This window comes from Marinobacterium aestuarii (assembly GCF_001651805.1).
GTDB lineage: Bacteria > Pseudomonadota > Gammaproteobacteria > Pseudomonadales > Balneatricaceae > Marinobacterium_A > Marinobacterium_A aestuarii.
Genome location: NZ_CP015839.1, coordinates 5,176,134 through 5,191,608, shown reverse-complemented (window position 1 = coordinate 5,191,608; position 15,475 = coordinate 5,176,134). Strand labels below are relative to the sequence as shown.

Sequence of the window (15,475 nt, the reverse complement as noted above, 5' to 3'; positions counted from 1 at the left end):
TGACTCTCCTGTGGCGCGGCCGAACGCTATCACTAGCAACGTTATAGCGGGTGATTCTAACGGGTAAAATGAAACTTATCCACAGTGTTGAAAACTTATTTCCCACTGCCCCCGCACCGGGCCTGAAGCGGCCAAAACCAGCGCCTGATACCTCCCTGCGCGGCCAAAGTCAGCTAGCTCACTACTTAATGACAGCTTATGTAACAGGTTACGAACATCCTATTTATATGTTTTTAAAGAATTTAAATAACTTACTAACAAAAATATACCGCAACCTTGAAACAGGGCACAGCAGGTACTCAGACTGCGCGACTCAAGCCCCCATAGCTGTTTCAACCTCGCCGCACAGGGCTCCCTGAACAGAGTCGTGCACAGTCTTCCTTTATATAAAGCCACCCCATAGCGGCGTGGAAACCCGCACCTCTGTGCGCCCCCAAGCCCACAAAACGGTCATTTAATGTGCATTCGTGCCAACGAAGCCGTTGCGAAGGCCCGCTATTTACCCTATAGTGTCGCGTCTGATTTTTACCCGTGATTTTTCCAGTCTCCTAACACTCCTCGCGATGTTAGTCAGGACTGAGTGAGTAGGACTGAACCCATGAAAAGAACATTTCAACCCAGCGTACTGAAACGTAAGCGCAGCCACGGTTTCCGTGCTCGCATGGCTACCAAAAATGGCCGCCTGGTACTGAACCGTCGCCGTGCAAAAGGTCGTAAGCGTCTGTGTGCTTAATGTGCACAACGCTTATGATCTGGTAGCAGTGGATGGCCGGATTCGAATATCCTCGCCAGCTCAGGATTCTGACTGGCGAGGGCTTTCAGAAGGTTTTTGACAAAGTCTCTCTGAAAGTCCCTGATCAGCCCATATTGATACTTGCCAGCTTCAACGAGCTCGATCACCCCCGTATCGGGTTTGTCATCTCCAAAAAAAATGTGCGTCGCGCTGTGAAACGCAATCGTATTCGACGTATCATTCGCGAGTCATTTCGCCTTAATCAGCATAATCTTCCCCCGGTTGATCTCGTAATTCTGGCACGCAAAGGCCTGGATGAGCTTGAACCCGAAGAAGTGCATCAGCTTATGAAAAAATGCTGGTCACGGCTGAAACACAAGGCAAAAAAAGCTAACCCGCAGAGATAATGGTCCTTACGCCATGGATGTAAAGCGAGTCATATCATTTGCTGCCCTTGCACTGATTTCCTATGTGCTGGTGTTGCAGTGGAACGAAGATTACGGGTCAAAGCCCGCCGCTCCGGCAAGCCAGACATCTGTTTCGGCCTATAGCAGTCCTGCCGGTGACGAACTGCCCACCGCAGACATAACCGCCACAGCGCAGAGTGCAGAACTCCCCGCGACAGGCACCGAAAGCACCCCGACCGCCGCAGTCAAATCCCGCCTGATCAGCATCAAGACCGATGTCCTGGACGTGCTGGTTGACACTACCGGTGGCGATATCATTCAGGTTGCACTGCCCCAATACAAAGCCACCATCGATTCCGATGTGTCCTTTGTACTGCTGGAGCAGACCAGCAATCGCACCTATGTTGCCCAGAGCGGACTCGTTGGCCCCAATGGCCCCGACGCCGCCAGCTCCGGCCGCCCGGTTTATGCCGTTGAAGGCGCCGAGTTTGATCTAGGTGCAGCCGATACCCTGAACGTAGACCTGAGCTTCACCGATGCCGCCGGCGTCAAGGTGATCAAGCGCTACAGCTTCACCCAGGGTTCGTACCAGATCGGCCTGGAATATATTGTCGACAACCAGAGCCAGCAGAGCTGGAGCGCCAACCTGTTTGGCCAGATCAAGCGTGACCGCAGTGAAGATCCTGCCGCCACCACCGATATGGGCATGCAGTCGTACCTGGGTCCGATCTTCTCCACCGCCGAGAACAACTACCAGAAATATGATTTCGACGACATCGATGACGGCGCCTTCAAGCAGCGCTCCGCCGATGGCTGGGTCGCCATGGTGCAGCACTACTTCATCAGTGCCTGGATTCCAGCCCCCGGTGCCGAATACACCTACAGCACTCGCGAGCAGAACGGCAACTACATCGCAGGTTTTGTTTCCCCTGCGCTGACAGTAGCGCCTGGCCAGCAGCAGAGCGTGAAAGCCACCTTCTTTGCCGGCCCCAAGGATCAGGAGCAGCTGGCTGCCGCTCAGGAAGACCTGCAGCTGACCGTCGATTACGGCTGGCTCTGGTGGATCGCCTCACCACTGCACTCGCTGCTGACCTGGATTCACGATCTGCTGGGCAACTGGGGTCTGTCGATCATCGCCATCACCATTCTGGTGAAAGGCGCGCTGTTCAAGCTCAATGCCAAAGCCTTCAAATCCATGGCCAACATGCGCAAGTTTGGCCCGGAAATGACGCGTCTGAAGGAACTCTATGGCGATGACCGCCAGAAGATGTCCCAGGAAATGATGGCGCTGTACAAGAAAGAGAAGATCAACCCGTTGGGCGGCTGCTTGCCGATGGTTGCACAGATGCCGATCTTCATCGCCCTGTACTGGGTACTGATGGAGTCCGTTGAGCTGCGCCAGGCCGACTTCCTCTATCTGGCTGACCTCTCCGCCAAGGATCCGTACTTCATTCTGCCGATCCTGATGGGCGTGAGCATGTTCATCCAGCAGTCGCTCAACCCGTCTCCGCCGGACCCAATGCAGGCGAAGATCATGAAGATGCTGCCTATCGTCTTCACCTTCTTCTTCCTCTGGTTCCCCTCCGGTCTGACGCTGTACTGGGTGGTCAACAACATCCTGTCGATCGCACAGCAGTATGTGATCAACAAGCAGATCGAAGGCGACGGCAAGAAAGAAGTCAAAGCCAGCAGCTAACAGGCTGCATCAAGAAAGGCTCCTTCGGGAGCCTTTTTTCGTTAGACGCGGTGTACGCAGAAGTACATCCTTGAGATGCTCTGCATCGCCGCGTACGCGCCTAAACCGGAACAGAACGCCCATGAGCCCAATCAATCAGGACACCATCGCAGCCCAGGCCACCGCACCCGGCCGTGGCGGCGTCGGTATTATCCGCGTTTCCGGACGCAAGGCCGCTGCCATCGCCCAGAGCGTTCTCGGTCTGAGCCCCCAGCCACGCTACGCCCACTACGGCCCCTTCCGTGATACAGACGGGCAGGAGATCGATCAGGGCATCGCGCTCTACTTCCCTGGCCCCAATTCCTTTACCGGCGAAGACGTGCTGGAGCTGCAGGGTCATGGTGGCCCGGTGGTGATGGATTTCCTGCTAAAGCGAGTACTTACACTCGGTGCAAGGCTTGCAAAGCCTGGCGAGTTTTCCGAGCGTGCCTTCCTCAATGACAAGCTCGACCTGGCCCAGGCGGAGGCCATTGCCGACCTGATCGACGCCAGTTCCGTACAGGCCGCCCAGAGTGCGCTGCGCTCCTTGCAGGGCGAGTTCTCGCGCCGCATCCATGCGTTGGTCGAAGCCCTGATACAGCTGCGAATCTACGTGGAGGCGGCGATTGATTTCCCCGAGGAGGAGATCGATTTCCTGGCTGACGGCAAGGTGCTGGGCGACCTGCTGCGCATCATCGATCAGCTGGAGGCAGTACAGAAGGAAGCGCGCCAGGGCAGCCTGCTGCGCGAGGGTATGAGCGTGGTGATCGCCGGGCGCCCCAACGCCGGCAAGTCCAGCCTGCTGAATGCGCTGGCCGGGCGTGAAACCGCCATCGTTACCGATATCGCCGGCACCACCCGTGATGTCCTGCGCGAACACATTCATATCGATGGCATGCCGCTGCACATTATCGATACCGCGGGCCTGCGCGATGCACCGGATGAAGTTGAGCGCATCGGTATAGACCGCGCCTGGCAGGAGATTCGCAAGGCCGACCGCATCCTGATGATGGCCGACAGCACCCAGACCAGCGCCACAGAACCGGATGAACTCTGGCACGATTTCGTCGAGCACCTGCCCGATCTGTCGAAAGTCACGGTAATCCGCAACAAGGCCGATATCAGCGGCGAGGAACCGGGTAAAAGACAAGTTGGTGAGCACACGCTTATCTCACTGTCCGCGAAAAACGGGCAGGGCATAGAGGTACTGCGCGAGCATCTGAAAGACTGCATGGGCTTTCAGAGCACCACCGAAGGCGGTTTTATGGCGCGACGACGCCACCTGGATGCGCTTGAGCGCGCCCATGAACTGCTGCACACCGGCCGTGACCAGCTCGAACATATGGGGGCGGGCGAACTGCTGGCCGAAGACCTGCGTCAGGCCCAGCAGGTGCTGAACGAGATCACCGGAGCATTCAGCTCCGACGATTTGCTCGGGCGTATTTTCTCGAGCTTCTGTATCGGCAAGTAAAGGGTGAATACAAAAAAGCCCGCGACCGGTGCTATGCCGGTCGCGGGCTTTTTATTGCCTTATCTTGTCAGGTATAGGCATCAGGCGCCGGATGCCGATACCTGTTCACCAACCCCCGCTTGCAGGCCTGCAATAGGTTCCTCACGCAGCGCCCTGTGCACCGATATCGCCATCAGCAATACCAGAATGGCCGCTGGCAAGGCTGCGCAGATGGTGGCAGTTTGCACGGTTTTGAGCCCCCCCGCCCAGAGCAGGCCCGCCGCTATGGCGCCCACCATCAGCCCCCAGAGAATTCGGCTCGCCTGGGGCGGCTCCAGACTGCCACGACAACTCAGCGTACAAAGCACCAGGGTGCCCGAGTCCGCCGAAGTGACGAAATAGGTGACCAGCAGCAGGGTCGCCAGGGCGCTCAGCAGCGTACTGACCGGCAAGCCGGATGCGGCCTCGATCTTGTCAAACAGGGTGAAAATGGCCAGGGTCGAATCCGCCTTGGTGGCCAGCAGAATATCGCCGCCCTCAAAGGCAGGCTGTTCGGCCTGCAACGGTGCTGCGGCTTCAACCTGCGCCTGGTGTGCCGTACGATCGGCATGTTCATAGCTCAGGGCGGCGCCGCCAAAGGTCGCGATCCAGAAAAAACCAAACAGGGTGGGTGCCAGCAGCGCGCCACCGATCAGTTCCCGGATGGTGCGTCCCCTGGATATACGAGCGATAAACATGCCGACGAAGGGTGCCCAGGTCAGCCACCAGGCCCAGTAAAAGGCCGTCCACCAGTTCTGCCACTGAGTATCATCCTGGGCATCGCTCCACAGGCTCAGGCCGATGATGTTCTGGGCGTAATCGGCGGTGCCTTCAAGGTAGGTATTGAGGATGTAGCGGGTGGGTCCGAACAGCAGTACAGCGGCGAGAATCACCAGCGACAGCACCATGTTCCACACCGACAGCAGCTTGATACCGCGCCCGACACCGGACATAACCGACAGTATCGCGATCACCGAGATACCCCCGATCATGGCGATCTGGCTACCGATGCCCACCTCGATGCCGAACAGCCGCTCCACACCGGTACTCATCTGCACCACGCCAAGACCAAAGGAGGTCGCAATGCCAAAAGCGGTGATCACCACGATCAGCACATCCAGCATGTGACCAAACCAGCCGTTCAGACGGGCTTCGCCAAACACGGGTGTCAGGGCTGCACGAATCGTCAGCGGCTTGCCCTTGCGGTACGAGAAGTAGGCCAGCGCCAGGGCGGTCATGATGTACAGCGCCCAGGGATGCAAGCCCCAGTGAAAGAAGCTGATGCGCATGGCGGTCTGGGCCGCTTCGTTACTCAGGCCGGTAGCCGAAAAGGGGTTGCCGGCGTAGTGCCACATGGGTTCGGCCACTGACCAGAACAGCAGGCCTATGCCCATACCGGCGCTAAACAGCATGGATAGCCAGGAGCCGAGGCTGAATTCAGGTTTTTCGTTATCCCGTCCCAAACGGATATTGCCGAAGCGGCTCGCCATCAGGTACAGCAGGAATATCAGTACCACCGACGCCATCGCCAGGTAGAACCACTTGAAGTGATGCAGGATATCGGTCGATATGCTGCTGAACAGGGCGCCGGCCTTTTCCGCCATCACGGCGCAAACGACGACGAAGCCGATAATCAGTATTTTCGAAATCAGGGTGACAACGGGATCTATCCCGCTGAACAGGCCAGTGTTGCTACGCATGTAAGCTCTCCGCTTTTATTCTTAGATGGAGAGAACTGAGGCCCAAAGCCTGCAGGGCCGTTCAGCTTCTCCTGCAGGCATAGTGTGGAAATAGACCCCGGGCTTCAAACGACTTTTTAGCCCGGGGCTAATGAGTTTTGATCACATCAGGAAACACAGGCAGGCTGAGATCGAGACTGTGACCAGATCATCAGCAAGGCGGCTCCAAGCACCATGACTCCGCCCAGCAGGCTGTTTTCACTCAGGGTTTCATGCAGTATCAGCCAGGCCCAGAAGATCGAAGCCACGGGTTCCAGCGTCGAAAAAATGGCCACATCAAACTGACGTCTGAGCATGCCAATGCCCTTGATCAGCAGCAGAAAGGGAATAAAGGTCGAAACAATGCCAAGCGCCAGCACCGCACTCCAGCCCCGTATCGTTTGCGGCATATCGGCAAACCCCAGAATGGCCGGCACCGAGAACACCAGCGCCGCCCCGATCAGTGTCCAGGCAGAGGAGCCCAGCGCATCACCAACGGGCATCCAGCGCGGCGCCCCCACCAGATAGGCGCTGTAAAACAGTGCCGCCCCCAGGCCAAACAGGATGCCACCCCAGGAACCGGCGAAGTCGCCATCCAGGGTGAAATACACCCCCGCCAGGGCACCGACCAGTGCCAGCAGGCGAGACCCCGTGAGGCTTTCCTGGCGCCGTGCCCAGCCCTGCAGAAATACCAGCAGTGGGAACAGGCTGAGCAACATGACGGTCAGGCTCACGGTGACCTGCTGTAGGGCAATGAAATAGCACAGCGATGCCATGCCGTTGATCATACCCAGCACACCAGCACCCGGCCTCAGGCGCCGGGTTTTAGCGGGAATAAACACTAACAGCAGCACGCTGGGCACCAGAAAACGCAACCATACCAGCCCCAGCGCATTGGCACCGTCTGCATAGACCTCGCGGGCAAACAACGGCTGCAGGCTAAAGCCCAGCGCCGCCAGCAGCACCAGGGAGGCGCCCTGCAGATAAAACTTGATTGGCATGATTAAGGTATCCGCAACGTAAAAAGGGACTCACCGGTCAATGCGATGAATCCCAAAAAAAGTGTTTCTGATCCAAGATGTTAACGAAGCCAGTCGTCCTGCCAGGGATAACCTGACAGCGGCTCGCAGCCATTGGCGGTAATCAGTACCTGCTGCTCCAGCTTGATACCTTCAGCGCCGCCCTTGGCACCTATATAACTCTCAACGCAGACCACCATGTTCTCCTCGAACAGGCCGTCGTAACCGCTGCTGTCCCAGTCTTGCCCCGCATGGGCTACCGCCGGGAATTCATCCGCCAGCCCCACGCCGTGTATCAGGCAGCAATAGCGGTTGTGATGAAACTCTGCCGGAATAGGCCAGGCCCGGTGAGTAAAGTCCCGGTAGCTGAGCCCGGCCCTGATCAATCCCATATTGGTATGGATCTGCTCATGGGCCAGGCTATAGAGCCTGCGCTGTTCATCCGTGGGGGTCACATGGCCGACCGTCCAGGCTCTGGAAATATCCGCGCAGTAGCCATAGGGGCCAATCAGATCGGTGTCAAAAGACACTATCTCGCCGGCCTGCATGACCCGGTCGCTGGACTCCTGCATCCAGGGATTGGTACGCGGCCCTGAGGCCAGTAGCCTTGTCTCGATCCACTCGCCGCCATTGCGGATATTCTCGTAATGCAGCCAGGCCCAGAGTTCGTTCTCCGTCATGCCCGGACGCAACTCATCGTGCATGCGGGCGATACCCTGCTCACAGACATTGATGGTCCAGCGCATCAGCGCCAGCTCGTCCGCCGACTTGATGCGCCGGGCTTCCTCCATCAGGCTATGGCCTTCAACAACCTTCAAATCCAGACGCTGCAACAGCTCAAGCCCTTCGAACTCGGCCTTGTCCACCGCCAGCCGCGCACCCTTGCCGCCATAGTGGCGTACCAGATCCGCGATCTCGGCAGCCCAGAGTGCGGCTTTTTCGCCCATGCGCGAGCCCGCACCAAAGTAGCTCCAGTTCAGCGCCGGGCGAATCTCGTCGATCAGCTCATTGCCGGCCAGCAGGTGCTCGCAATTGTGGAACTCCCACAGGATCACCGGCCCCTGTGCAAACACCAGCGCATAGCGGGCATAGTTGTGCAGCGTCCAGACCTGCATGTTCGAACTGTCGGTGGCGTAACGTATATTCACCGGGTCGTACAGCAGCATGGCAGTGCAGTCATTTGCCAGCAGTTGCTCGCGCACACGCTGCAGACGATAACGCCTGGCCGCACGGTGCGTTTCTGGCGTGACGGGATTGCGCAGCGGGGCCTCTACGACAGAAAGCTTGTCTGAGCACGGGTTTTGATCGGGCATAACTCACCTTTAAAGGCAGCATATTGTCGTTATTGTGGCGTCAAAAATACGCTAACCAGAGACGCTGTAAATCGACAAATACTCACCGGGTCATTACCAAAAATCACCCGACCTGCAACCCCGGGAGGGGCCAGGATCGGCGGCGTCCAAACGGATCAGATCGGCGGACATCTCGACGGGCTATCTCAACAGCTTTCTCAGCGAGCTATCGAATCTCGAACCATCAATATAGACTTTTGAATAATACAGGCGAGGTCTCCACTAAATCGCAAAGTATCCACAGGCAATAATGGCAAAATACTTACTCACAGGAATAAGGTTACACACAACGAAGCGGCGAGTGACACCTAAACCGAGGTTATACACAGAGGCTTATTCAGTGACTATGCACCTGCTATACCCCCATGAGACAACAGCTAATGAACTGAGTTGTTCAATATATAACTAGCTGTATTTTATACATTTATTCTATTTAAACACAGAAACTGTCAACACGGCCGGGTTAGAAGCCCCGGCTTAAAACTGCAGCATATGGAGGAAAGTACACTCGAATTGAGCCGTTGTGGATAAGACCTCGTCTTGCCAACAGCTTGTTGACAGAAAGGGCACAGCAGCGGCAAATATTTGCTCCAGCGATCCGGGTCGATTTTATCCTGTGCGTATCTACGGGACAGCCCTTTGGATATCACTGTGCATAACCAGCCCTGTGCATAACCACCGGTTTCATCAACAGGCTATGCAACGCTTGCACCCCCATCCGATAGCACCTTCATAACAACCTAACAACTCACGCAAGACTTTGTTTTATATCAATAAAATTGACTTTTAAACAAAAAGTCGCTTTACTAATAACAACAACAATCATTAAACACATATATAAAGAAAAATATATTTAACTCTTTAAGAACACAAAGCGTTGGACAAAGGGAGTGTTCATTTTTTGAACATTTTCTAATCGACAACATGGGAGTATACTTAGCGCCCATTTTACGACTGACTCGTCTGTCAGACGGGCAATACTCAACCAGAGGTACAGATCGGTGGATTATCCAGGTCGTTTCGACGTAATCGTGATTGGTGGAGGTCATGCAGGCACTGAAGCCGCATTAGCCGCTGCACGCATGGGTGCCAAAACCCTGTTGCTCACTCACAATATCGAGACCCTCGGACAGATGTCATGCAACCCAGCCATCGGGGGTATTGGCAAAAGTCATCTGGTGAAAGAGATCGATGCCCTGGGCGGTGCCATGGCGACAGCGACGGATCTGGGCGGTATCCAGTTTCGGGTACTGAATTCCCGCAAGGGTCCGGCGGTGAGAGCAACCCGTGCCCAGGCTGACCGCATCCTGTACAAGGCCGCCATTCGCGAGATACTGGAAAATCAGCCCAACCTGCAGATCTTCCAGCAATCCGCCGATGATCTGATTATGCAAGGCGATACAGTCCGCGGTGTGGTCACCCAGACGGGCATTCGATTCCACGCCACCTCGGTGGTGCTGACCGCCGGTACTTTTCTCGGTGGCCTGATTCATATTGGTCTGAAAAATCACTCCGCCGGTCGTGCCGGTGATCCACCATCCATCGCTCTGGCAGACCGTTTGCGTGAATTGCCACTGCGGGTTGATCGTCTGAAAACCGGCACCCCGCCGCGTATTGATGCCCGCTCTGTGGATTTTTCGGTGATGCAGGAACAGCCGGGTGATACTCCGGTACCGGTGATGTCCTTCATGGGCAAACTGAGCCAGCACCCCCGTCAGGTCAGCTGCTACATCACCCATACCAACGAACAGACACACGAGATTCTGCGCAAGGGGCTCGACCGTTCGCCGCTCTACACCGGTGTGATTGCAGGTGCTGGTCCACGTTACTGCCCCTCGGTGGAAGACAAGATCATGCGTTTTGCCGACAAGACTTCGCACCAGGTGTTTGTCGAGCCCGAAGGCCTGACGACACACGAGCTTTACCCCAACGGTATTTCCACCAGTTTGCCGTTCGATATTCAGCTCGAGGCCGTGCGTTCAATCCGCGGTTTCGAACAGGCGCATATCACCAGGCCCGGCTATGCCATCGAGTACGATTTTTTCAACCCCCAGGATCTCAAGCACAGCCTGGAGACCAAGCATCTGCACGGGCTCTTCTTTGCCGGTCAGATCAACGGCACTACCGGTTACGAAGAAGCCGGCGCCCAGGGTCTGCTGGCGGGTATCAATGCGGCCAACCGCGCCTTCGAGCGTGATGCCTGGCATCCGCGCCGCGACGAGGCCTATATCGGTGTGCTGGTGGACGACCTTATTACCCACGGCACCGCTGAGCCGTACCGCATGTTCACCAGCCGGGCCGAATACCGCCTGATACTGCGTGAAGACAATGCCGACCTGCGCCTGACCGAAAAAGGCCGCGAGCTTGGGTTGGTCGACGATGCACGCTGGGCGCATTTCTGCATCAAGCGCGAAGCCATAGAGCTGGAAAAGCAGCGCCTGCGTGAAACCTGGGTGCAGCCCGGCAGTGATCGCGCTACTGTGCTGAACGCCAAACTGAAAACCCCGCTGACGCGGGAATACAATCTGGCGGACCTGATCAAGCGCCCAGAGCTTGAGTACCGCGATGTTGCCGCCGCGGCCGGTGGGCCTGAGGTTGATCCGCAGGTGGCCGAGCAGGTCGAAATCCAGTTCAAGTACGCCGGCTACATTGATCGCCAGCGCGAGGAAATCGAGCAGATGCAGCGCCAGGAAAATACTGCGCTGCCCGCTGATATGGATTACAGCCTGATCAGTGGTCTGTCGAACGAGCTGCGCTCAAAGCTTGAATCCGTTCAGCCAGCAAGCATTGCCCAGGCATCACGTATTCAGGGCATGACGCCAGCAGCCATTTCGCTGCTGCTGGTGTACCTGAAAAAACACCGCTTTAAATCCAGCCAGGAGCAGGCCGCCAGTTAATGGATGCAAAATTCAAGCAACAGCTACTGCGCCAAAGCGGTGCAATGGGAATCGAGCTGACCCAGCAACAGGCAGACCAGCTGATGGCCTATCTGGCATTGCTGGTGAAGTGGAACAAGGCCTACAACCTCACCGCCGTGCGTGATCCGGCGCAAATGGTGGCCCGTCATCTAATCGACAGCCTCAGCGTGCTGCCCCATATCCAGGGGCCGCGTCTGATCGATGTGGGCAGCGGCCCGGGTCTGCCCGGCATACCGCTGGCCATCTGTCGCCCCGATATCGCCGTGACCACGCTGGACAGCAACGGCAAAAAGACCCGTTTTCAGCAGCAGGTAAAGGCGGAACTGGGGCTCGATAACCTCGAGGTGATCAACGGCCGGGCCGAGAGCTGTGACCGGCCACCGTTTGATCAGGTGATTTCCCGCGCCTTTGCCTCGCTGGAGGCCATGCTGCACTGGACCGCCCACCTGTGCCGCGAAGATGGTGTTTTTCTTGCAATGAAAGGTCTGTATCCTGATGACGAACTCCGGGCACTGACGCCTGGAATCGAACTCAAGGCCAGTCATCCCCTGCGGGTGCCGGGCAGTGAGGGTGCACGTCATCTGCTGATTCTCGGGAGAGCCTGACCTTGGCGAAAATCCTCACCATCACCAACCAGAAAGGCGGGGTGGGCAAAACAACGACCTGCGTCAACCTGGCGGCCTCACTGGCGGCGACCAAAAAGCGCGTGCTGATGATCGACCTGGACCCCCAGGGCAACGCCACCATGGGCAGCGGTATCGACAAGCATACCCTCAAGCTGTCGGCCTATGATGTGCTCACCGACCAGGCCAGCGCCGCCGAGGCGCGTCTGACCGAGGTGCCGGGCGGTTACCACGTAATTGGTGCCAATGGCGACCTGACCGCCGCCGAGGTCGAGCTGCTGAGCCTGCCGCGGCGCGAGTTCCGTCTCAAGATGGCGCTGCTCGAGGTCATGGACGAGTACGACTATATCCTGCTCGACAATCCGCCCTCGCTGAACCTCCTGACCGTCAATGCCCTGGCCTGCTCCAGCGGCGTGATTATCCCCATGCAGTGCGAGTACTACGCGCTTGAGGGGATCAGCGCTCTGGTAGGGACCATCAACAAGATCAATCAGCGCCTTAATCCGGAGCTGAAGATCGAAGGCATTCTGCGCACCATGTTTGACCCACGTATGAGCCTGACCCGCGATGTGTCCAATCATCTGGTGGATTACTTCGGTGACCAGGTCTATCGCACCGTAATTCCGCGCAATGTGCGCCTCGCCGAGGCTCCCAGTCACGGGCTGCCGGCGCTGATGTACGACAAAAGCTCCCGCGGCGCCCTGGCTTACCTCGCGCTGGCGGGTGAGCTGATTCGCAAGACGGCGCAGGGAAAGGTGGCCCAGGCTGCCGATGCCGCGGCGGCTGACAAAGCACAGGTACAGGAAACAAACTGATGGCTGCAATGAAACGGGGCCTGGGACGCGGGCTGGATGCGTTACTGTCCACGGTGGAACAGGTACATGAGCCGGTAACCCGGGAAACGGTCGCGCCGCTGGAAGGCTTTCGTCTGCTGTCGGTCGACGCCATTCAGCGCGGCCGCTACCAGCCCAGGCGTGATCTGGAACCCGGTGCCCTGGAAGAGCTGGCCGATTCCATTCGCGCCCAGGGCATCATGCAGCCGATAGTAGTGCGCTCGGTGGACGGCAAGGACCGCTTCGAGATCATTGCCGGTGAGCGCCGCTGGCGCGCCGGTCAAATGGCGGGCCTGACCGAAATCCCGGTGCTGGTACGTGAAGTCTCCGATGAGTCCGCCATCGCCATGGCGCTGATCGAAAACATTCAGCGCGAAAACCTCAACCCCATCGAGGAAGCCGTGGCCCTGCAGCGACTGCAGCAGGAATTCGAGCTGACGCAGCAGCAGGTCGCCAAGGCCGTTGGCAAATCGCGCTCGACCATTGCCAATCTTCTGCGGCTGATGAAGCTGGAGGAAGAGGTCAAGAAGATGCTCGACTACGGCGATCTTGAAATGGGCCATGCCCGTGCCTTGCTGGCGCTTGAAAGCGAAGCTCAGCTTGAAGCCGCCAGAGACGTGGTTGCCCGCGGCCTCACCGTGCGCCAGACCGAAGCTTTGGTGCGCAAGCTGCAAACCCCCGAAACCCCCAGTGTTGTGCCCGCGCAACCCGATCCGGGCCTGGAACAGCTGGCCGGAGAGCTGTCGCAGCGCTTTTCGGTACCTGTTTCCATCAGCCGCAACGCCCGTGGCAATGGCAAGATCACCATTGCCTACAGTGGCGAAGCCGAGCTCGATGCCATTCTGAAGACCCTTAAATAAGCTGCTGTTTTTTTGCACACTCAGGCCCGGCGCGGCTTTGCCGCCCGAGGCGGGTGCGAAAAGCGATTCAGTGCCCCCAGCCCAGCCTCGATGCGCCGTCACAGCAACGGCGGGCACTCTAGTACCTTAGTGCAAAAGGCGCGGACTTCGGTTGATGCCATACAGCAATACCCCTATAATCGGCACGCTGTTTAGGGGGTAGTCGCTAAAACGGGCGTGGCAGATCGACTTGAACTCGGGGATATCATGGGAAACCAGCGTATAGGGGCCCAGTCCCGGGACACAAGGAAGGATATCCTTGGTGTTCTGCTGATTCAGGCGATCGTTGTGCTGTTGCTAGCGGCGGCGTTGCTGCTGAAAGGGAATGTTATGGCGTACTCGGCTCTGCTGGGTGGGCTTATTTATCTGGTTCCCAACCTGTACGTGACGTTACGAGCATTACCCCATCGCGCAGGCTCTACTGCTGGAATGGTGCTTGCGCAGCTATATATCGGCCAAATATGGAAAATGGCACTGTCAGTCGCCGGGTTCGCCGCGACCTTTATCTGGGTTAAACCCCTCAGTCCCTTTTCCATATTTGGTACATTCATCCTGTTGCAGCTGCTTGGCATGGTGCTGCTGATGATGTCCAAAAAACGGTTCCTGAAACTTTAAGTGAGAGAGACTGAGAATGGCGAGCGGGACAGTTACATCCTCAGAATACATATCGCACCATTTGACCAATCTGACGTTTGGCAACCACCCTGAAGCGGGCTGGAAGCTGGCGGAAAGTGCTGGTGAAGCAGCAGCAATGGGCTTTTGGGCGATCAACGTCGACACCATGCTGTGGTCTGTCGGTCTTGGCGTATTCTTCCTCTGGTTCTTCGGCAAGGTCGCCAAAACCGCGACCGCCGGCGTACCGGGCAGTACCCAGAACTTTGTCGAGACGATCATCGAGTTTGTCGATGACAACGTCAAAAGCATTTTCCATTACAAGAGCCCGGTTATCGCACCCCTGGCATTGACCATTTTCGTCTGGGTCTTCCTGATGAACGCGATGGACCTGGTGCCGGTTGACTGGCTGCCCTACATTGCCGGCCAAATGGGCATTCACTTCATGAAAGTGGTTCCCACGACTGACGTCAACGCGACGGGCGGCATGGCGCTGAGCGTATTTGCCCTGATCGTGTACTACAGCATCAAGCAGAAAGGCGTAAACGGCTTCTTTAAAGAGCTGGCATTTCAGCCGCTGCCCAAAATTTTCATGCCGTTTAACCTGTTTCTGGAAATCGTGGGCCTGATAGCCAAGCCGGTATCACTGGCGCTGCGACTGTTCGGCAACATGTATGCCGGCGAAATGATCTTTATTCTGATTGCACTGCTGCCCTTCTGGATTCAGTGGCTGCTGTCAGTACCCTGGGCGATTTTCCATATTTTGATCATCACCCTGCAGGCATTCATCTTCATGGTACTCACAATCGTGTACCTGGCGATGGCTCACGATGACCACTGATTGAAATATTGGTCAGGGAAAATTGTAAACAGTTTGCTTTACACGTTTTAACTTTAACTTAACCTTGAAAAACTGGAGAAATCTAATGGCTGAACTGCTGTATATCGCTGCTGCGTTGATGCTGGGTCTAGGTGCAATCGGTGCTGCTATCGGCATTGGTATCCTGGGTGGCAAGTTCCTGGAAGGCGCTGCTCGTCAGCCTGAGCTGGTTCCGCTGCTTCGCACACAGTTCTTCATCGTCATGGGTCTGGTCGACGCTATCCCAATGATCGGCGTAGGTCTGGGTCTGTACGTACTATTCGCTGTTGCCGGCTAAT

At 56.9% G+C, this 15,475-nt stretch carries 14 protein-coding genes; 11 read left to right on the top strand and 3 right to left on the bottom strand.

Annotation, left to right across the window (positions count from 1 at the left end; translation table 11 throughout):
• The first annotated feature begins 598 nt into the window (after window positions 1-598).
• The 4 genes from rpmH (at window position 599) to mnmE (ending at window position 4,325) form a co-directional block, all read left to right on the top strand.
• Window positions 599-733, top strand: coding sequence for a 50S ribosomal protein L34 (rpmH, locus tag A8C75_RS23275; RefSeq protein WP_082708503.1), 135 nt, complete (start codon window positions 599-601; stop codon window positions 731-733).
• 32 nt (window positions 734-765) lie between these two features.
• Complete coding sequence (gene rnpA, locus A8C75_RS22810) at window positions 766-1,140, top strand: ribonuclease P protein component (protein ID WP_067289207.1); 375 nt, start codon at window positions 766-768, stop codon at window positions 1,138-1,140.
• A 13-nt stretch (window positions 1,141-1,153) separates the two neighbouring features.
• Complete coding sequence (yidC, locus tag A8C75_RS22805) at window positions 1,154-2,836, top strand: membrane protein insertase YidC (RefSeq protein WP_067386840.1); 1,683 nt, start codon at window positions 1,154-1,156, stop codon at window positions 2,834-2,836.
• A 121-nt stretch (window positions 2,837-2,957) separates the two neighbouring features.
• Window positions 2,958-4,325 (top strand): tRNA uridine-5-carboxymethylaminomethyl(34) synthesis GTPase MnmE, encoded by a 1,368-nt coding sequence (gene mnmE, locus A8C75_RS22800; protein ID WP_067386837.1) that lies wholly within the window; start codon window positions 2,958-2,960, stop codon window positions 4,323-4,325.
• Between the two features lie 80 nt (window positions 4,326-4,405).
• Here mnmE and A8C75_RS22795 read toward each other — a convergent pair whose 3' ends face one another.
• The 3 genes from A8C75_RS22795 to A8C75_RS22785 all read right to left on the bottom strand — a co-directional run bounded on the left by A8C75_RS22795 (window position 4,406) and on the right by A8C75_RS22785 (window position 8,393).
• Entirely contained in the window at window positions 4,406-6,043 is a 1,638-nt protein-coding gene (locus tag A8C75_RS22795) for a BCCT family transporter (RefSeq protein WP_067386835.1), read from the bottom strand.
• Between the two features lie 146 nt (window positions 6,044-6,189).
• The gene (locus A8C75_RS22790) at window positions 6,190-7,062 is read right to left on the bottom strand and encodes a DMT family transporter (protein WP_067386833.1); all 873 of its coding nucleotides are present in this window, start codon (window positions 7,060-7,062) and stop codon (window positions 6,190-6,192) included.
• 80 nt (window positions 7,063-7,142) lie between these two features.
• Window positions 7,143-8,393: a M24 family metallopeptidase gene (locus tag A8C75_RS22785; RefSeq protein WP_067386831.1), complete on the bottom strand. Its 1,251-nt coding sequence runs from the start codon at window positions 8,391-8,393 to the stop codon at window positions 7,143-7,145.
• A 1,040-nt stretch (window positions 8,394-9,433) separates the two neighbouring features.
• Here A8C75_RS22785 and mnmG point away from each other — a divergent pair.
• From mnmG to atpE, 7 genes are all read left to right on the top strand, one after another.
• Entirely contained in the window at window positions 9,434-11,329 is a 1,896-nt protein-coding gene (mnmG, locus tag A8C75_RS22780; protein ID WP_067386829.1) for a tRNA uridine-5-carboxymethylaminomethyl(34) synthesis enzyme MnmG, read from the top strand.
• Window positions 11,329-11,955, top strand: a complete 627-nt coding sequence (rsmG, locus tag A8C75_RS22775) for a 16S rRNA (guanine(527)-N(7))-methyltransferase RsmG (RefSeq protein ID WP_067386827.1) — start codon at window positions 11,329-11,331, stop codon at window positions 11,953-11,955. The genes mnmG and rsmG overlap by 1 nt, the downstream gene beginning before the upstream one ends.
• A gap of 2 nt (window positions 11,956-11,957) precedes the next feature.
• Window positions 11,958-12,788 carry a ParA family protein gene (locus A8C75_RS22770; protein ID WP_067386824.1) on the top strand — a complete coding sequence of 277 codons (831 nt, stop codon included), beginning with the start codon at window positions 11,958-11,960 and terminating at the stop codon, window positions 12,786-12,788.
• Window positions 12,788-13,666 carry a ParB/RepB/Spo0J family partition protein gene (locus A8C75_RS22765; RefSeq protein WP_067386822.1) on the top strand — a complete coding sequence of 293 codons (879 nt, stop codon included), beginning with the start codon at window positions 12,788-12,790 and terminating at the stop codon, window positions 13,664-13,666. Before A8C75_RS22770 ends, A8C75_RS22765 begins: the two co-directional genes overlap by 1 nt.
• A gap of 246 nt (window positions 13,667-13,912) precedes the next feature.
• Window positions 13,913-14,320, top strand: coding sequence for an ATP synthase subunit I (locus A8C75_RS22760; RefSeq protein ID WP_067386820.1), 408 nt, complete (start codon window positions 13,913-13,915; stop codon window positions 14,318-14,320).
• Between the two features lie 16 nt (window positions 14,321-14,336).
• Window positions 14,337-15,158, top strand: coding sequence for a F0F1 ATP synthase subunit A (gene atpB / locus A8C75_RS22755; RefSeq protein WP_067386818.1), 822 nt, complete (start codon window positions 14,337-14,339; stop codon window positions 15,156-15,158).
• An 85-nt stretch (window positions 15,159-15,243) separates the two neighbouring features.
• Entirely contained in the window at window positions 15,244-15,474 is a 231-nt protein-coding gene (gene atpE, locus A8C75_RS22750) for a F0F1 ATP synthase subunit C (RefSeq protein WP_020679585.1), read from the top strand.
• Window position 15,475: the final 1 nt, after the last annotated feature.